Genomic DNA, 17,428 nt, shown 5'->3' on the forward strand with positions numbered 1-17,428 from the left:
GGGTCTGCCCCGACGGTCGGCTACCGTTGCGCAGGTGCGCACCCCCGGTCCCCGTCCGCGCGGCTCCCGCCCGCTCGGGCCCCTCGCGCTCGACGCCGTCGTCTGGCTGCTCTTCGTGGCGCTGTTCGTCGGGGCCGCACTGCTCGTGAAGGTCGCCGCGGTGCTCCTCGTCGTCCTCGTGGTGCTCGCGGTGCTGCTCGGCCTCACCCTCCGGGTCCTGCGGAAGCGTCGGTCGCGCGGCTGATCGCACTTCATCCTCCGGGACGACCGCGCTCACCCGCCGCCCCGATCCGCCACGTGCACCCTGCCGCCACCCTGAGGGTGTGACCACGCTCATCAACGATCCGCGCGTCCTCGCGGTCCCCGTCCGCCCGACGCACGAGCCGCTCGTTCGCCTGGCCGACCTCGGTGTCCGCAGCGCGTCGTCCGGTCCCGGTGGGCTCGTCCGGCCCGGCGTGGCCGACCGGCTCGTGCGTGCCGACCGATCGCTCCCCGCCGGCGTGCACCTGCTCGTGGTAGAGGGGTACCGCACGCTCGAGGCCCAGTGCGCGATCATCGCCGACTACCGGGCGACCCTGGCCGCCCTGCACCCCGACGCCACCGCCGGCGACCTCGACGACCTCGTCTCCCGCTTCGTCGCACCCGCGCAGGCCGCGCCGCACGTCGCCGGGGCCGCGGTCGACTGCACCCTCGTGGACGACGACGGCGTCGAGCTCTGGCTGGGGACGGCGATCGACGACACCCCGGAGCAGAGCGGCGGCCGGTGCTTCACCGGCTCCCCGGACATCGACGACGAGGCCCGGGCGAACCGAGCGGTGATGGCCTCGGCCCTCGAACCGGTCGGCATGGTGAACTACGAGACCGAGTGGTGGCACTGGAGCCACGGCGACCGGTACTGGGCGCACCGGACGGGTGCCGCCGCCGCCCGGTACGAGGCGGTCCCCGCTGCCGCGTCGGGAGCGGCGGCGTGACCGTCCGGGGTCGCGGTGCGGCCGTCGGCGCGGTGCTGGCGCCGGCGGCTGGGCCCGAGCGGGTGGCGACGTCGGCAGCCGGGCCCGCTCCGGTGACGACCCCCCGGACGGTCGGTCCGCTCCGCACGGTGCACCCCGCCGCGATCGCCGCGAACGTCCGCCGGGTCACCGCCCGCGGGCACGACCTCGTCGCCGTGGTGAAGGCCGACGGGTACGGACACGGCGCCGCGGTCGTCGGTCGCACGGCGCTCGCCGCGGGTGCCGTCGCGCTCGGCACCGCCACCCTGGCCGAGGCGCTCACGCTCCGGGCCGCCGGCATCGACGCCCGCGTGCTCTGCTGGCTGCACCTCCCCGGAGCCGACTTCGCCGCCGCCGCGCGGGACCGGATCGAGGTCGCGGTCGGGGACGAGGACACGCTGGCCGCCGTCTCGGCCGCCGGGCGGCGCACCCGCACCGCCGTCGTCGTGCACCTCCACATCGACACCGGCATGGCGCGCGAAGGTGCCGAGCCGCACCGCTGGCAAGGACTCCTCGACGCCGCGGCCGCCGCCGAACGCGCCGGGGAGGTCGTCGTCCGAGCGGTGATGGGTCACGTCCCGAACGCCGACCGCCCCTCCGCGGCGCGTGCAGCGACCCTGCTGCGGCTCGCCGGACTCGCCGCAGACCTCACGCTCGGACACCCGGTCGACCTGCACCTCGGCGGCACCCCGGCGGCGTTCGCCGGAGCCGACCTGACCGGCATCGCCGTGCGGGTCGGCGCTGCACTCGTCGGCATCGGGCCCTCCGACGCCGACCTCGTGCCGGCGATGACGGTCACCGCCCCGGTCGTCGCGGTGCGCTCGGTCCGTGCCGGCACCCCGGTCGGGTACGACGGGACGTGGACCACGCCGCGGGACGCCGCGCTCGCCGTGCTGCCGGTCGGGTACGCCGACGGGGTCCCCCGTGCCGCGTCGGGGTCGGCGCGGGTGCGCCTCCGCGAGGGCCTCGTGCCGGTGGTCGGGCGGATCAACATGGACCAGGTCGTGCTCGACGTGACCGGGGTGCCCGGGCCGCCGGTGGTGCCGGGCGAGGTCGCCACGCTGATCGGTCCCGCCGACGCCGCCGGAAGTGCCGGGCAGCCCGGCGCCGGGGCTGCCGTGGCCGTGCCCGCCGTCACGGCCGTGCCCGCCAGCGCGGGCGCGCCCACGGCCGCGGACTGGGCCGCCTGGGCCGGTACCAACGCCCACGAGATCGTCACCGGACTCGGCGGCCGCATCGCGCGCACCGTCGACACCACGAACAGCAGGAGCACCGCATGAGCACCACCGAGCCCGTCCGAGTCGTCGTCATCGGCGGGGGCGCCAACAGCGAGCACGAGGTGGGGCTCGCGAGTGCCGCCTCGGTCGCGGCCGCCCTCGACCCGAGCCGGTACGAGGTCGTCCGCCTGACGATCGACCGTGACGGCCGGTGGCGCTCGGCCGACCTGCCGTGCTCGTACCCCGAGGCCGCCGCCGTGCTCGCCTCCGCCGACGTCGTCTTCCCCGCGGTCCACGGACCGGACGGCGAGGACGGGTCGCTCGCCGCCCTCGCCCGCCTCGCCGGGGTCCCGGTCGTCGGGTCGCCCGTCGGTGCCGGGGCGATCGCGATGGACAAGTGGGTGACGAAGCTCGTCGCCCAGGCCTCCGGCGTCGCCGTCGCACCGGGTGCGATGCTGACGCGCGACGAAGGTCGGGACGCGGACGCTTCGTCACTCGAGGCGTCGGTCGGTCCGATGCCCTGGATCGTCAAGCCCGTGGCGGGCGGATCGAGCTTCGGCGTGAGCCGGGTCGACGCCCCCGAGCAGCTCGACGCGGCGCTCGCCGAGGCCTTCGCCCACGACGACCGCGTGCTCGTCGAGCGGATGGTCTCCGGCCGGGAGGTCGACGTCGCCGTGCTCGAACGGCCGGACGGCGAGGTCGTGGTGGGGCCGCCGCTCGAGGTGCTGAACGACGCAGACGGCTTCTTCGACGCGGACACCAAGTACGACGGCTCCGCACGGTTCGTGCTCCCAGCCCGGCTCGATGCCGCGGTTGCCGCTCGGATCGAGGTCGTCGCCCGCGCCCTGTTCACCCGTCTCGGCTGCGCCGGCCTCGCGCGGGTGGACTGCTTCGTCACCCCCGAGGGTCAGGTCGTGCTCAACGAGGTGAACACGATGCCCGGCCTGACCGCGCAGTCCCAGCTGCCGAAGATGTTCGCGTCGGTCGGCATCGACTACCCCGACCTGCTGTCCGGCCTGGTCGAGACCGCACTCCGGACGACGACCCGCACGACGGCCCGCACGGGCGGTCCGGCACCGTCCACCCGGTCCGGGACCCCCGCGGAGGCCGCCCGCTAGGCTGTGTGCGTGAGTGAAGTCGAGATCGGTGCAGGCAAGCGCGGACGGCGGGCGTACGCGTTCGACGACATCGCGGTGGTCCCCTCGCGACGCACGCGTGACCCGCGCGACGTCAACGTCCAGTGGACGATCGACGCGTTCACCTTCGAGTCGCCGATCCTCTCCGCCCCGATGGACTCCGTCGCCTCCCCGGCCACGGTCATCCAGATGGGCAAGCTCGGCATCCTCGGAGTGCTCGACCTCGAGGGCCTGTGGACCCGCTACGAGGACCCGGCGCCGTACTACGAGGAGATCAAGGCCCTCGCCGACGGCAACGTCACCAAGCGCATGCAGGAGATCTACTCGGAGCCGATCAAGGCCGAGCTGATCACCGCGCGCCTGGCCGAGATCCGCGCCGCGGGCGTCCCCGTCGCCGGCTCGCTCAGCCCCCAGCGCACGCAGGAGTTCTCGCAGACCGTCGTCGACGCCGGTGTGGACCTGTTCGTCATCCGCGGCACGACCGTCTCGGCCGAGCACGTCTCGCAGGACGAGGAACCGCTCAACCTCAAGAAGTTCATCTACGAGCTCGACGTCCCCGTGATCGTCGGCGGCGCCTCGACGTACACGTCGGCACTCCACCTCATGCGCACCGGTGCGGCCGGTGTCCTCGTCGGCTTCGGTGGCGGCGCCGCGTCGACCACCCGGGCCGCGCTCGGCATCCACGCGCCGATGGCGACCGCGGTGGCGGACGTCGCCGGTGCACGCCGCGACTACATGGACGAGTCCGGCGGCCGGTACGTGCACGTCATCGCCGACGGCGGCCTCGACACCGCGGGCGACGTCGTCAAGGCCATCGCCACGGGCGCCGACGCCGTCATGCTCGGCACTGCCCTGGCCCGCGCGACCGAGGCCCCCGGTGGTGGCTTCCACTGGGGTGCCGAGGCGCACCACCCCGAGCTGCCCCGCGGGCGCCGGGTCGAGGTCGGCACGATCGCCCCGCTCGAGAACGTCCTGCACGGTCCGACGCCCACGTGGGACGGCCGCGCGAACATCGTCGGCGCCCTGCGGCGGTCGATGGCGACGACCGGATACTCCGACGTCAAGGAGTTCCAGCGAGTAGAAGTGGTCGTGGCGCCGTACCACCAGCAGTGACGCTCCGGCGCCGACCGTGAACCGGAGGCGACCATGGCGAAGGCAACGACCACCAGCACCACGACCGACGGGCTGCCCGGCGGTGTCGGGTTCGACCCGACCGTGAAGCTCGGCCCCGACGAACGCGCGGCGGCGATCGCGGCGCTCAAGGAGCACGAGGTCGACGTCCTCGTCGTCGGCGGCGGCATCGTCGGTGCCGGCAGTGCGCTCGACGCCGCCACCCGCGGTCTGAGCGTCGGCATCGTCGAGGCACGCGACTGGGGATCGGGCACGTCGAGCCGGTCGTCGAAGCTCGTGCACGGCGGCATCCGCTACCTCGAGCAGCTCAACTTCGCCCTCGTCCGCGAGGCACTCATCGAACGCGGCCTGCTCCTCCAGCGCATCGCCCCGCACCTGGTGAAGCCCGTCCGCTTCCTCTACCCGCTCAACCACCGGGTGTGGGAGCGCTTCTACATCGGCATCGGCATGGCGATGTACGACGTGTTCAGCTGGTCCGGCGGGCGTCCGCCCGGGGTCCCGCACCACCGGCACCTCAGTCGCAAGCAGGTGCTCAAGAACATGCCGGGCCTGAAGAAGGACGCCTTCGTCGGCGGCATGACCTACTACGACGCCCAGGTCGACGACGCCCGGTACGTCGCCTCACTCGTCCGGACGGCGGCGTCCTACGGGGCACACGCCGCCAGCCGTGTCCGCATCGAGGGCTTCATCAAGGTCGGGGAGCGGGTCGTCGGGGCACACGCGCACGACATCCAGACCGGCAAGAAGTTCGACATCCGGGCGAAGCAGGTCGTCAACGCGACGGGCGTCTGGACCGACGACACCCAGGCGATGGTCGGCACCCGCGGCCAGTTCAAGGTCCGCGCGTCGAAGGGCGTGCACCTCGTCATCCCCCGTGACCGCTTCCAGTCGAACACGGGGATGATCCTCCGCACCGAGAAGAGCGTCCTCTTCGTGATCCCGTGGGGTCGGCACTGGCTCGTCGGCACCACCGACACCGACTGGAACCTCGACAAGGCGCACCCGGCGGCGACCGCGGCGGACATCGACTACATCCTCGAGCACGTCAACAAGGTGCTCGCGGTCCCGCTCACCCGCGAGGACGTCGAGGGTGTCTACGCCGGCCTCCGACCGCTGCTCGCGGGGGAGTCGGACCAGACCTCGCAGCTCAGCCGCGAGCACGTCGTCGCGCACACCGCCCCGGGCCTGGTGGTGGTCGCGGGCGGCAAGTGGACGACCTACCGCGTGATGGGGAAGGACGCCATCGACGAGGCCGTCGCCGCGATGGACGGCAGGATCCCGGAGTCCACCACCGAGGACATCCCCCTGCTCGGCGCCGAGGGCTACCCGGCCGCGTGGAACCGCCGCGGTCGGACGGCCCGGCAGGTCGGCGTGCACAAGGTCCGGATCGAGCACCTGCTCAACCGCTACGGCACCCTCGCGACCGAGGTCCTCCAGCTCGTCGAGCAGGACCCGTCGCTGGCCGAACCCCTGCCCCAGGCGGACGACTACATCGGTGCCGAGGTCGTCTACGCGGCCTCGCACGAGGGGGCCCTGCACCTCGAGGACGTCCTCGCCCGCCGCACCCGCATCTCGATCGAGGCCTGGGACCGCGGTGAGTCGGCAGCCCCGGTCGCCGCGAAGCTCATGGCCGACGTCCTCGGGTGGGACCAGGAGACGACCGAGAACGAGGTCTCGAACTACCTCAAGCGCGTCGCCGCCGAGCGCGCGTCGCAGCTCCAGCCCGACGACGAGTCGGCTGACCGCGTCCGGCTCGAGGCGCCCGACATCGCGTTCGGCTTCGACGAGGACGACGTCGTCGTCGGCGGCGGCCGGTCGGACGGTGCGGACGGCGCGAAGGCGTCCGACGAGCAGGTGGTCGGGGAGAAGACGAGCGAACCCCGCTAGGCGACGCACGTCGCCGACCCGCACCGTGCCTCCAGACCGGCCTGGAGGCGCGGTGCGCGCCCGTCACACGCCCGCGCCCCCGTCGGATGCGCCCGCCCGGCGTCGCGTGCGGTCGGCGGCGGCCGTCAGGACCGCCAGGATCGCGACGACCGCGAGTGCGCTCGTGCAGCCGAGCACCGTCGGCCAGACGGTGTGCGGGCCGTCGGAGCCCGGGTAGGAGTCCGCGAGGTCCATCCCGAGGAACCACGACGACTGGAAGACCGCGCCCGCGCCGAGGACCACCAGGCCGAGGTGCATGATCACGACGACGGTGGCGGGCAGGTGCTGCCGGACGCCGAGCACCGCGACGCCGATGCCGAGCAGCGCGCCGATCCCGGCGACGACGAGCACGCCGACGGCGTCCTGTGCGGAGGAGTTCCCCATCGCGTCCACGTGCGCGTACACCGACGCGAGCGGGCGGTCCGGGGCGACCGAGAGCGGCTCGGCCACGAGCGCGTTCACCGCGAGCAGTGCTGCGTAGGCGACGACGACGGCGGCGCCCGCGGTCGGGACGGTCCTGGAGGTCATGCGGCGACCGTAGCCTCGCCGCGCGGCCACCCGCATCGGCCCGGAGGACGATGCCGACCGCCGGAATGCCCCGACCCCGCCGGTGGTTATCATCGTGGTACTCGGAAAGGGAGGCCATCTCATGGTCGACGTCCATCGCGTCAAGCTCCCCGGAGTCGGCGTGCTGCACAGCTTCTACACCGACGACGGTGGCAAGTGCGGTGTCATCACGCACCGGTCGGGACACTCCGACCTCATCTCCTTCGCGGACGTCTCGGACGGCGCGGACAAGTCGGAGAAGGTGTCGCTGCGCCTCAGTGAGGACGAAGCGCACACCCTCGCGGAGCTGCTCGGCGGCACCCGCATCACCGAGGGCCTCGACAAGCTCGACGAGATCCCCGGCCTCAGCATCGACTGGTTCTCCGTCGACTACGAGGACGCCATCGCGGGCAAGCCCCTCGGTGATCTGCACGACTCGGGGTTCATCGGACTGACCGTCGTCGCGGTGGTCCGTGGTGACAGCGCCAACCCCGCCCCCTCCCCGGACTTCGTCGTGTTCCCCGGCGACACCATCGTCGTGGCCGGAGCGCCCGAGAAGGTCGCGAAGGCGTTCTCGTTCTACCGCAGCGGAGAGCTTGCGGCCGCCTCGGCCGAGGCCCCGCGCCGGAGCTGACGCGTGCACCTGGGTGGTGAGCTGCTCACCATCGGTGTGCTCTTCGTCATCGCCTACGTCCTCGGACGCCTCGGCAAGACCATCGGCCTGCCGGCCATCCCGATCTACATGGTCGTCGGCCTCGTCGCGAGCCCGCACACGCCCTGGTTCGGCCTGAGCGTCGAGTCCGACACGATCGAGCTCATCGCGACCTTCGGGCTCGTGCTCCTCCTGTTTAACCTCGGACTCGAGTTCGACCAAGAGGAGTTCTACGGCAACGCCGGCAAGCTCCTCGTGTCGGGCGGCACCTACGTCGCGATCAACATGGGCATCGGCTTCGCCTTCGGGTTCTCGCTCGGCTGGGGCACCCGCGAAGCCCTCATCATCGCGGGCATGACCGCGACGTCGTCGAGTGCGATCGTGACGAAGCTCCTCATCGAGCTGCGGCGCCTCGCGAACGACGAGACGCCGATGATCCTCGGCGTCACCGTCATCGAGGACGTCTTCATCGCCATCTACCTGGCGATCGTGTCCGTCGTGCTCTCCGGCGACACGAACATCTGGGGCGTCGTCGGCAAGCTCGCGCTGGCGTTCGGCTTCCTCATCGTGATGTTCACGCTCGCCCGGTTCGCCGGCAAGTGGGTCTCCCGGATCTTCGCCACGCGCGACGACGAGCTCTTCACCGTGCTGTTCTTCGGCCTCGCGGTCATGTTCGGCGGCATCGGCGAGATCCTCGGCGTGACCGACGCGATCGGCGCGTTCGTGATCGGCCTGCTCTGCGGTGCCACCCGCTACCGCGACCGGATCGAGCAGCTCGCCCTGCCGATGCGTGACGTCTTCGCGGCGTTCTTCTTCGTGAACTTCGGCCTCGGGCTCGACCTGTCGACCTTCGGCGAGGTGCTCTGGCCGGTCCTCGGCGCGATCGGCATGACCGTGGTGCTCAACGCCGTCGCCGGGCAGATCGTCGCCCGCATGAACGGCTTCAACGTGCAGCAGGGCATCAACACCGCGGTCATCCTCGTGAACCGTGGCGAGTTCGCGCTGATCCTCGCGACGCTCTCGGCTGCCGCCGGCCTGGAGGCCCGGATCACCGCGTTCGCGGGCCTCTACGTCCTCGTGATGGCCGTCCTCGGTCCGCTGCTCGCGGTGAACTCGGACCGGATCGGCCGCCTCGTGGTGCGTCCGGCGCGCGTCGCGCGGCTGCGCCAGCGCCTCCGCGCGCGACTCGGGTCCCGCGGTGGTCGCGGCGTGCCCGTGGGGGCGTCCGGGCCGGCCCTCGACGAGGCCATCGACGCCGCCGCCACCGCCGGGGTCGCCGACGAGGACGCCGCGCGCGCGGCTCGTCGCGCGGAACGCGATCGGCAGTTCGCGGAGGAGTTCGCCCTCGTGGAGGCCGCTGGGAGGGAAGAGCGCGACAATGGTGCACCGGAGCCCCGCGACGAACCCGTGACCTCGTCGGTGGAGATCCCCGCCGAGCGTCCCGAACGCCCGGTGCGACAGCGCGATCCGGAGTACTGATACGAATGTGGGCCGTTGCCCGACGACCGAAGTGGATCGCACTGCTGCTGCTCGCGCTCGTGCTCGCGGCGGTGTTCGCGTTCCTGGGCAAGTGGCAGCTCGAGCGGAGCATCCAGAACGGCAAGCCCCTCCCCGCGACCACCGAGACCCAGCGGACGCTCGACGACGCCCTCGCACCCATGGAGCCCGTGACGGAGGCGCTCGCCGGGCAGAAGATCACCGTCACCGGCACGTTCGTCGCGGGTGACACCACCGTCCTGACCGGTCGCAGCGGCGGCGGGACGTACCAGACCGTCGGACACCTCGTCGACTCCGGCACGGGCGCGAGCCTCCCGGTCGTGATCGGGTGGTCCGACCAGCGTGCGGCCGCGGTCGCCGGCGGAGACCGACTGGCCGACGGGCAGACGATGACGATCGAGGGGCGGCTCTACCCGGAGGAGTCCCCCGACCAGGACACCTACGACGAGGGCGAGTACTCGGCGGTGGCGCCGTCCCGGTTCGTGAACACGTGGAAGCAGTTCGACGACCGCATGTACCTCGGGTACGTGGTCGCCGACGCATCCACCGCGAAGGCCGCTGACCTCGGCACCATCGCCGACCGCGCCCCGACGCGCGAGGTCCAGTTCGACTGGCTGAACCTCTTCTACGCGATCGAGTGGGTCGTCTTCGCCGGGTTCGCCGTCTTCCTCTGGTACCGCTTCGTGAAGGACGCCTTCGAGCGCGAGGAAGAGGAGCGTCGTGAGCGCCTCCACAGCGCCGACGGGGCGCTCGTCGACCGACGGTAGGATGGCCGATATGGCTCTGACCGTCCGACCGCGCGACGTCCCGAAGATCCCGGGCGCGGTGAAGTGGTACCGCGTCTCCGCGTACATCACCGGTGTGCTGCTCCTGGCCCTCGTGGTCGAGGTCATCATCAAGTACACGCCGCTGCAGCTCGAGATGCAGCTCGGCAACGGCCCGTTCTTCGTCCCGAACGGCACGGCCGGCGAAGCCCCCGGCACGTTCAACCTGTCGATCGCGATCCTCATCGCGCACGGCTGGCTGTACGTCCTCTACCTCTTCACGGACTTCCGTCTGTGGAGCATCATGCGCTGGAGGCCCTCGCGCTTCCTGCTCATCGCCCTCGGCGGCATCATCCCGTTCATGTCCTTCGTGGTCGAGCACCGCATGCAGCAGAAGGCCATGGACACCTACAACGAGCTGACCGCTGCCCAGCAGCGTGAGAAGGAGGCCGCTCGGTGAGCGAGACCGACCAGCGTCCCGTCCTCGTCGTCGACTTCGGAGCCCAGTACGCGCAGCTCATCGCTCGCCGCGTGCGTGAGGCCAACGTCTACAGCGAGATCGTCCCCCACTCGATCACCGCGGACGAGGTGAAGGCGAAGGACCCCTCGGCCATCGTGCTGTCCGGCGGTCCGTCGTCCGTCTACGAGGAAGGCGCCCCGTCCCTCGACGGCGACATCCTCGACCTCGGCGTCCCGGTGCTCGGCATCTGCTACGGCTTCCAGGCCATGGCGACGGCCCTCGGCGGCGAGGTCGCCCAGACCGGCCAGCGGGAGTACGGCGCGACCGACGTCACCGTGACCGGCACCGACAGCGTGCTGCTCGGTGACCAGCCGGCGTCCCAGGTCACGTGGATGTCGCACGGCGACTCCGTGGCGAAGGCGCCCGAGGGCTTCGAGGTCCTCGCGTCGAGCGCCTCGACCCCGGTCGCCGCGTTCGCGTCCGACGAGCGCAAGCTCTACGGCGTGCAGTGGCACCCGGAGGTCAAGCACTCGGTCTACGGCCAGGCCGTGCTCGAGAACTTCCTGCACCGTGCCGCCGGACTCCCGGGTGACTGGAACTCCGCGAACGTCATCGAGGAGCAGGTCGCCCGCATCAAGGAGCAGGTCGGCTCCGCGCGGGTCATCGCCGGGCTCTCCGGTGGCGTCGACTCGGCCGTGGCCGCTGCCCTCGTGCACAAGGCCGTCGGTGAACAGCTCACGTGCGTCTTCGTCGACCACGGGCTCCTCCGCGCCGACGAGCGCAAGCAGGTGGAGGAGGACTACGTCGCCTCGACCGGTGTGCGGCTCGTCACGGTCGACGCCGAGCAGCAGTTCCTCGACGCCCTGGCCGGCGTGAGCGACCCCGAGCAGAAGCGCAAGATCATCGGCCGCGAGTTCATCCGCACGTTCGAGGCGGCGGCCGAGGCCCTCGTGCTCGAGGCCCGCGCCGATGCTGCGGCGTCGGACTCCGACTCCGGCGAGGTCAAGTTCCTCGTCCAGGGCACGCTCTACCCCGACGTCGTCGAGTCCGGCGGCGGTTCCGGCACGGCGAACATCAAGTCGCACCACAACGTCGGCGGCCTTCCCGAGGACATGACGTTCGAGCTCGTCGAGCCGCTCCGCACCCTGTTCAAGGACGAGGTCCGTGCGGTCGGCCGTGAGCTCGGGCTGCCCGAGGTCATCGTCGGACGCCAGCCGTTCCCCGGCCCGGGGCTCGGCATCCGCATCGTCGGCGAGGTCACGAAGGACCGCCTCGAGCTGCTCCGTGCCGCCGACAAGATCGCCCGCGAGGAACTCACCGCGGCCGGCCTCGACGAGGAGATCTGGCAGTGCCCGGTCGTCCTGCTCGCCGACGTCCGCTCCGTGGGTGTCCAGGGTGACGGCCGCACCTACGGCCACCCGATCGTGCTGCGTCCGGTCTCGTCGGAGGACGCCATGACCGCCGACTGGACGCGCCTGCCCTACGACACCCTCGCGAAGATCTCGAACCGCATCACGAACGAGGTCCCGGACGTGAACCGCGTCGTGCTCGACGTCACGTCGAAGCCGCCGGGGACGATCGAGTGGGAGTAGCCACTCCCTGACACCCGAGGGCCCGGCACGCGGACTGCGTGCCGGGCCCTCGTGCGTCCGGGGTGCGTGTGTGGTTCCTGAGGTTCCGGAATGCTGGCACCTTCTGCTCCCTCGCGGGAGGTCCCTGGAACCTCGACGATCGTGCGCGGCGAGTCGCGGAACCTCACGGCGGGTCTCAGCATCGCCGCCCTGCGTCCGCCACTCTCAGCCGCGCACCACGAAGGGCCCCGGCGTGCTCGCCGGGGCCCTTCGTGTCGCGCGGGTCGAGTGGTGCTAGTTGCGCTGGCTGCTCGCGATGATGGCGAGGATGCGCAGGATCTCGAGGTACAGCCAGACCAGGGTGACGATGAGGCCGAACGCCGCCGTCCACGCGTAGATCCGGGGAGCGCCGCGCTGGACGCCGGTCTTGATCTGGTCGAAGTCGAGGATCAGCGAGTACGCCGCCATGAGCACGACGAAGATGCCGATGAGGACACCGATCGGGATACCGAAGAGCGTCGCACTCATCAGGCCGAACGAACCCTGCGTCACGCCGGTCCACATCAGGACGAGGTTGACGAGCTGGAACGCCAGGTACCCGACCATCGCGACGAGGAAGAAGCGCGTGAGCTTCGGTGTCGCGCGGACCTTGCCCGACGTGAAGAGCAGGAGCGTCACGGCGAAGACGCCGAGCGTGCCGAACACTGCCTGGGCGACGATCCCGCCGGTCTGCGCCGCGAAGTTGTACTCGAAGAACTTCGAGATACCGCCGACGAAGAGACCCTCGAACGCCGCGTAGGCCAGGACCAGCGCGGGAGACGGCTTCTTCTTGAAGGTGTTCACCATCGCGAGGACGAAGCCGACGATCGCACCGACGATCCACACGATCGGCGGGAGGTTCCAGCCGGCCACCGCACCGACGACGAGCACGCCGAAGGCGAGGAGCGTCTTGACGATGGTGTCCTCGTACGACATGCGATCGGTGTCGACGGTGGATGCCGACGGGCGGTCGTACATGTACTGCAGCTGGTCGGGCGTCATGCCGGCCTGCGGCGTCTGACCCCAGCCAGCCTGCTGCTGTCCGGCGCCCGCGCCCCAGGCGTTCCGCCCCGCGTCGTTGAAGGCGGGGGACTGGTCGAAACCGGGCTTGAAGGCCATGGTGTCCTCTCCTGAATGTTCGAGTCCTCTCAGCCTACGGACCGGGCGGCCCGGAAGGCTGTGGATTCGCGGCGAGCGGAACGGCTGTCCCGTGGTCGCCTGCGGCGATCGTCGCAGCCCCGGCTCGGAGTTCGCCGTGCCGGGCCTGAGCACCTGACGGAGGTGGGCTGACAGGCGGCGGCGAGCCGTGCCTCCAGGCCGGTACCGTGCACGCATGACCCTCGTCATCGCCCACCGCGGCGCGTCCGGACACCGTCCCGAACACTCGCGCAGCGCCTACGACCTCGCGATCGCGATGGGGTGTGACGCGATCGAACCGGACCTCGTCCCGACACGCGACGGTGTCCTGGTGCTGCGGCACGAGAACGAGATATCCGGCACGACCGACGTCGCAGACCACCCCGGGTTCGCCGACCGCCGGACCACGAAGACGGTCGACGGGCAGACCTTGACCGGGTGGTTCACCGAGGACTTCACGTGGGCGGAGCTGCGAACGCTTCGGACCTGGGAGCGCCTCCCCGCCCTGCGACCGCTGTCGGCGGGGCACGACGGCGAGGACCCGATCCTGCGGCTGGAGGACCTCCTCGCGATCCTCGACGACGCGCCGCGGCCGGTGGGCCTCGTCGCCGAGGTCAAGCACGCGACGTACTTCGAGCACGCCGGCTTCCCGATGGGCGCGATGCTCGACGCGGTGCTCGGTGACTCCGGGTGGCGGCAGGACGAGCGGCTCACGGTCGAGAGCTTCGAGAAGGGCGTGCTCCGTGACCTCCGCGCGCGTCGCACGGGTGGTCGGCTCGTGTACCTCCAGGAGGCGCGGGGCAGCGCCGCCGACGAGGTCGCGTCCCACGGATCGCTGGCTCCGTCGTACGCGTCCGAGCGGTCCGACGAGGCGCTCGCAGAGCTCGCGACCGAGTTCCACGGGATCAGCGTCGACCTGAAGACCCTGATGGCGGGGGTCGACACCCGCGCGCTGGACGACCGCGGACCGGTCCGCAGCTCGATCGTCGACCGGGCCCACGACGCCGGTCTCGACGTGTTCACGTGGACCCTGCGGCCGGAGAACCGCTTCCTGCCGGCGCCGCTCCGACGTGGCGGGGACGTCGCGGCGCACGGTGACTGGGAGCGGTGGTTCACGTCGGTCATCCGGACGGGCGTCGACGGGGTGTTCGCGGACCACACGGACCTCGCGGTCGCGGCCCGTTCGGCTGTCGGGGGTGCCGCCTAGACTGTCCCGGACATGACGATCGTGCTGGACCCATTCGACTCGTCCCCTGAGCAGGGTGGCGGGGCCGCTGCCTACGAGGACCCGTTCACCGCGGGTCTGAACCCCCAGCAGAAGGAAGCCGTCGAGTACCGCGGCGAGTCGCTCCTGATCGTGGCCGGCGCCGGCTCGGGCAAGACGAGCGTGCTGACGCGTCGCATCGCACTGCTGCTCGCCAACCGCGAAGCCTGGCCGTCCCAGATCCTCGCGATCACGTTCACGAACAAGGCCGCCGCCGAGATGCGCGAGCGGGTGCGGGCCCTCGTCGGCAACGAAGCCGAGGGCATGTGGATCTCGACGTTCCACTCCGCGTGCGTGCGCATCCTCCGGCGCGAAGCCGAGCGGTTCGGGTTCTCGCAGTCGTTCACGATCTACGACTCGGCGGACTCGCGCGCGCTCCTCAAGCGGATCATCAAGGAGTACGAGGCCGACCAGCTCGGGCTCACCGTCGGGGCAGCGGCGTCGAAGATCTCGAAGCTCAAGAACGAGCTCCAGGACGTCGACACCTACGTCCGGAACATCAACGCGAACGACCCGCAAGAGGTCATGTTCGCCCAGGTCTTCCGTCGCTACACCGACGAGCTCCGTCGCGCGAACGCGTTCGACTTCGACGACCTCATCGGGCAGACGGTGTTCCTGTTCCGGGCGTTCCCCGACGTCGCGGCGCTCTACCAGCGGCGGTTCCGGTTCATCCTCGTCGACGAGTACCAGGACACCAACCACGCGCAGTACGCCCTGATCCGCGAGCTCACGCGCCCGGTGCCGGTCGAGCAGGTCGACGCGCTCGAGGACGCCGGCCAGCACGTCGAACGCATGCGGGAGCGCGACGGGTCGATCGCGCCGGCGTCGTTGACGGTCGTCGGTGACTCCGACCAGTCGATCTACGCGTTCCGCGGGGCCGACATCCGCAACATCGTCGAGTTCGAGCGGGACTTCCCGAACTCGAAGGTGATCCTGCTCGAGCAGAACTACCGCTCGACGCAGAACATCCTCGACGCCGCGAACGCCGTGATCGCGAACAACTTCGACCGGCAGGCGAAGAACCTGTTCACCGACGTCGGTGCCGGCGACAAGATCGTCGGCTTCACCGGGTACACCGGCCACGACGAGGCCCAGTTCGTTGCGGACGAGGTCCAGCGGCTGCACGAGGGCGGCACGGCCTACCGCGACATGGCGGTCTTCTACCGGACGAACTCGCAGACGCGTGCGCTCGAGGAGATCTTCATCCGGGCGGCGATCCCGTACCGGGTGCTCGGCGGCACGAAGTTCTACGAGCGCGCGGAGATCAAGGACGCGATGGCGTACCTGATCACGATCGCGAACCCGGCCGACCCGATGGCGCTCCGCCGCATCCTCAACGTCCCGAAGCGCGGCATCGGCGCGGTCACCGAGACGACCCTGCAGCGCTACGCCGACGAGCACGAGACGACCATGCGCGAGGCCCTCCGCCACGCGGACGAACTCGGCTTCGGCCCGAAGGTCCGGAACGCGATCACGGCGTTCGCGGCGCTCCTCGACGAGGTCTCCGCCAAGGCACAGGACCAGCCGGTCGTCGACACCCTCACGCAGCTGCTCGACGGCTCCGGGTTGCTCGAGAACCTCCGGAAGTCGCCGGATGCGCAGGACGCCGCACGCGCGGACAACATCGACGAGCTCGTCGCCGTGACGCGAGAGTTCCAGAAGAACAACCCGGACGGCACGCTGTCCGACTTCCTCACCGAGGTGTCCCTCGTCGCGGCGGCGGACGAGCTCGACGACTCCTCCGGAACGGTGTCCCTGATGACGCTGCACACGGCGAAGGGCCTCGAGTACGACGCGGTGTTCCTGACCGGTGTCGAGGAAGACCTGCTCCCGCACCGGATGTCCGCGAACGAACCAGGTGGCCCGGCCGAGGAACGCCGGCTCTTCTACGTGGGCATCACCCGCGCGAAGAAGTCGCTCTTCCTCTCGCTCGCGATGACCCGCGCGCAGTTCGGTGACGTCAACGTGGCGATGCCCTCCCGCTTCCTCCAGGAGATCCCCGAGGGGCTCATCGAGTGGAAGCAGTCGCCGGGCATGGCGAACAGCCGCGGTGGTACCGAGCCCCGCGCGTTGAACGCTCGACGAGGTGGCTTCGGCGGCGCTGGCTCGGGCGGTGCCGGTGGCGCGGGCGGTGGCTACCGGGGCGGCGGCGGTTGGGGTGGTGGTTCCTACGACCGTGCCGCTGCCGCGGCGAAGACGCGCCCGAAGACCGAGTGGGCGAACCGGGTGTCCGGGCAGGTCCGTGACAACGGGGACCTCGAGCTGGCGGCCGGCGATCGGATCAAGCACGTCGACTTCGGTGAGGGCACGGTGTCGGCGGTCACGGGCCAGGGGGCGAAGCGCATCGCGGAGATCGCGTTCGACTCGGCGGGGCGCAAGAAGCTGCTCATCAAGATCGCCCCGATCGAGAAGCTCTAGCGTATCGACGCGCTGCGCCAGGTCGGCGCGGTCTCGGCTACGGCTGCAAGCGCGCGGCGTCCCACCCGTCGGGCGTCCGCACGTACTGCAGCCGCCGGTGCATGCGGTCCCGGCTGCCCTGCCAGAACTCAACGACCTCCGGCTCGAGACGCCAGGCCACCCAGCCCTCCGGGCGGGGCACGTCGTCGTCCGTGTCCGACAGCAGCACGTTCGCGTCATCGATGAGGTCCTGCAGCGTGCGCGGTTCGAGCACGTCCGACTGGTCGGCGATCGCGGTCGCGGCGCGGGACTTCGGCGACCGGTCGGCGAAGAGGGCGTCGGACGCCTCGTCGGAGAGCTGCACGGCCCGGCCCTCGAACCGGAGCTGTTGCATGGTCTCGCGCCAGTACACCTGGAGCGCCGCGTGCGGGTTCTCGGCGAGCTGCCGACCCTTGGGGCTCAACGTTGAGGTGCCGAACACGAGTCCGTCGTCCTCGAGACGCTTCACGTCGACCGTCCGCGCGGACACCCGGCCGTCGGCGCCCGCTGTGGCGAGGGTCATCGACATCGGCTCGGACACGTCGCGCTCGTCGGCGTCGTGGAGCCACTGCCGGGCGAGGTCGATCGGGGACGGCGGCGGCGCGTCGAACTCGGGCAGGTGCAGGGAGTCGTCACCGGACAGCGAAGCGGACATGCCCCCAG

Annotated in this window: 16 protein-coding genes; 13 read left to right on the plus strand and 3 right to left on the minus strand. The window is 71.2% G+C overall.

Going from position 1 to position 17,428, the window contains the following annotated elements; all coding sequences use genetic code 11:
• Positions 1-34: 34 nt before the first annotated feature.
• The 6 genes from NS184_RS07110 (at position 35) to NS184_RS07135 (ending at position 6,360) form a co-directional block, all read left to right on the plus strand.
• The gene (locus NS184_RS07110) at positions 35-244 is read left to right on the plus strand and encodes a hypothetical protein (protein ID WP_058725421.1); all 210 of its coding nucleotides are present in this window, start codon (positions 35-37) and stop codon (positions 242-244) included.
• A gap of 79 nt (positions 245-323) precedes the next feature.
• Complete coding sequence (locus tag NS184_RS07115) at positions 324-971, plus strand: M15 family metallopeptidase (RefSeq protein WP_058725422.1); 648 nt, start codon at positions 324-326, stop codon at positions 969-971.
• Positions 968-2,269, plus strand: a complete 1,302-nt coding sequence (gene alr / locus NS184_RS07120) for an alanine racemase (protein WP_058725423.1) — start codon at positions 968-970, stop codon at positions 2,267-2,269. Before NS184_RS07115 ends, alr begins: the two co-directional genes overlap by 4 nt.
• Positions 2,266-3,324, plus strand: coding sequence for a D-alanine--D-alanine ligase family protein (locus NS184_RS07125; RefSeq protein ID WP_083513525.1), 1,059 nt, complete (start codon positions 2,266-2,268; stop codon positions 3,322-3,324). The genes alr and NS184_RS07125 overlap by 4 nt, the downstream gene beginning before the upstream one ends.
• 9 nt (positions 3,325-3,333) lie before the next feature.
• Positions 3,334-4,455 carry a GuaB3 family IMP dehydrogenase-related protein gene (locus NS184_RS07130; protein WP_058725470.1) on the plus strand — a complete coding sequence of 374 codons (1,122 nt, stop codon included), beginning with the start codon at positions 3,334-3,336 and terminating at the stop codon, positions 4,453-4,455.
• Positions 4,456-4,488: 33 nt separating this feature from the next.
• Positions 4,489-6,360, plus strand: a complete 1,872-nt coding sequence (locus NS184_RS07135; RefSeq protein ID WP_058725424.1) for a glycerol-3-phosphate dehydrogenase/oxidase — start codon at positions 4,489-4,491, stop codon at positions 6,358-6,360.
• 63 nt (positions 6,361-6,423) lie between these two features.
• Here the strand turns inward: NS184_RS07135 and NS184_RS07140 are convergent, their stop codons facing one another.
• The gene (locus NS184_RS07140; protein ID WP_058725425.1) at positions 6,424-6,927 is read right to left on the minus strand and encodes a hypothetical protein; all 504 of its coding nucleotides are present in this window, start codon (positions 6,925-6,927) and stop codon (positions 6,424-6,426) included.
• A gap of 121 nt (positions 6,928-7,048) precedes the next feature.
• Between NS184_RS07140 and NS184_RS07145 the strand changes: the two genes are divergently transcribed.
• The 5 genes from NS184_RS07145 to guaA are packed head-to-tail and all read left to right on the plus strand — an operon-like array spanning position 7,049 to position 11,910.
• Positions 7,049-7,579, plus strand: a complete 531-nt coding sequence (locus tag NS184_RS07145; RefSeq protein WP_058725426.1) for a cation:proton antiporter regulatory subunit — start codon at positions 7,049-7,051, stop codon at positions 7,577-7,579.
• A 3-nt stretch (positions 7,580-7,582) separates the two neighbouring features.
• On the plus strand, positions 7,583-9,076 hold the full coding sequence (locus tag NS184_RS07150; RefSeq protein WP_058725427.1) for a cation:proton antiporter: 1,494 nt from the start codon (positions 7,583-7,585) through the stop codon (positions 9,074-9,076).
• A 5-nt stretch (positions 9,077-9,081) separates the two neighbouring features.
• The gene (locus NS184_RS07155) at positions 9,082-9,861 is read left to right on the plus strand and encodes an SURF1 family cytochrome oxidase biogenesis protein (protein WP_058725428.1); all 780 of its coding nucleotides are present in this window, start codon (positions 9,082-9,084) and stop codon (positions 9,859-9,861) included.
• 10 nt (positions 9,862-9,871) lie between these two features.
• Positions 9,872-10,318: a DUF3817 domain-containing protein gene (locus tag NS184_RS07160; protein WP_058725429.1), complete on the plus strand. Its 447-nt coding sequence runs from the start codon at positions 9,872-9,874 to the stop codon at positions 10,316-10,318.
• Positions 10,315-11,910: a glutamine-hydrolyzing GMP synthase gene (gene guaA / locus NS184_RS07165; RefSeq protein ID WP_058725430.1), complete on the plus strand. Its 1,596-nt coding sequence runs from the start codon at positions 10,315-10,317 to the stop codon at positions 11,908-11,910. Before NS184_RS07160 ends, guaA begins: the two co-directional genes overlap by 4 nt.
• A 273-nt stretch (positions 11,911-12,183) precedes the next feature.
• Here guaA and NS184_RS07170 read toward each other — a convergent pair whose 3' ends face one another.
• Positions 12,184-13,047 (minus strand): Bax inhibitor-1/YccA family protein, encoded by an 864-nt coding sequence (locus tag NS184_RS07170; RefSeq protein WP_058725431.1) that lies wholly within the window; start codon positions 13,045-13,047, stop codon positions 12,184-12,186.
• Positions 13,048-13,261: 214 nt separating this feature from the next.
• On the opposite strand from NS184_RS07170, the gene NS184_RS07175 reads away from it, so the two are divergent.
• Positions 13,262-14,272: a glycerophosphodiester phosphodiesterase family protein gene (locus NS184_RS07175; protein ID WP_058725432.1), complete on the plus strand. Its 1,011-nt coding sequence runs from the start codon at positions 13,262-13,264 to the stop codon at positions 14,270-14,272.
• A 12-nt stretch (positions 14,273-14,284) separates the two neighbouring features.
• Positions 14,285-16,747, plus strand: coding sequence for an ATP-dependent helicase (locus tag NS184_RS07180; protein WP_058725433.1), 2,463 nt, complete (start codon positions 14,285-14,287; stop codon positions 16,745-16,747).
• 37 nt (positions 16,748-16,784) lie between these two features.
• On the opposite strand, the gene NS184_RS07185 is transcribed toward NS184_RS07180, so the two are convergent.
• Positions 16,785-17,420 (minus strand): pyridoxal 5'-phosphate synthase, encoded by a 636-nt coding sequence (locus NS184_RS07185; protein ID WP_058725434.1) that lies wholly within the window; start codon positions 17,418-17,420, stop codon positions 16,785-16,787.
• Positions 17,421-17,428: the final 8 nt, after the last annotated feature.

The organism is Curtobacterium luteum, assembly GCF_001475545.1.
GTDB classification, from domain to species: Bacteria; Actinomycetota; Actinomycetes; order Actinomycetales; family Microbacteriaceae; genus Curtobacterium; species Curtobacterium luteum_A.

Excerpts from the sequence above, each read along its gene's own strand:
- NS184_RS07185 (WP_058725434.1), bottom strand. The coding sequence starts at position 17,420 with ATGTCCGCTTCGCTGTCCGGTGACGACTCCCTGCACCTGCCCGAGTTC.
- NS184_RS07125 (WP_083513525.1), top strand. The coding sequence starts at position 2,266 with ATGAGCACCACCGAGCCCGTCCGAGTCGTCGTCATCGGCGGGGGCGCC.
- NS184_RS07135 (WP_058725424.1), top strand. The coding sequence starts at position 4,489 with ATGGCGAAGGCAACGACCACCAGCACCACGACCGACGGGCTGCCCGGC.
- NS184_RS07180 (WP_058725433.1), top strand. The coding sequence starts at position 14,285 with ATGACGATCGTGCTGGACCCATTCGACTCGTCCCCTGAGCAGGGTGGC.
- NS184_RS07145 (WP_058725426.1), top strand. The coding sequence starts at position 7,049 with ATGGTCGACGTCCATCGCGTCAAGCTCCCCGGAGTCGGCGTGCTGCAC.
- NS184_RS07140 (WP_058725425.1), bottom strand. The coding sequence starts at position 6,927 with ATGACCTCCAGGACCGTCCCGACCGCGGGCGCCGCCGTCGTCGTCGCC.
- NS184_RS07160 (WP_058725429.1), top strand. The coding sequence starts at position 9,872 with ATGGCTCTGACCGTCCGACCGCGCGACGTCCCGAAGATCCCGGGCGCG.
- NS184_RS07155 (WP_058725428.1), top strand. The coding sequence starts at position 9,082 with ATGTGGGCCGTTGCCCGACGACCGAAGTGGATCGCACTGCTGCTGCTC.
- NS184_RS07170 (WP_058725431.1), bottom strand. The coding sequence starts at position 13,047 with ATGGCCTTCAAGCCCGGTTTCGACCAGTCCCCCGCCTTCAACGACGCG.
- NS184_RS07175 (WP_058725432.1), top strand. The coding sequence starts at position 13,262 with ATGACCCTCGTCATCGCCCACCGCGGCGCGTCCGGACACCGTCCCGAA.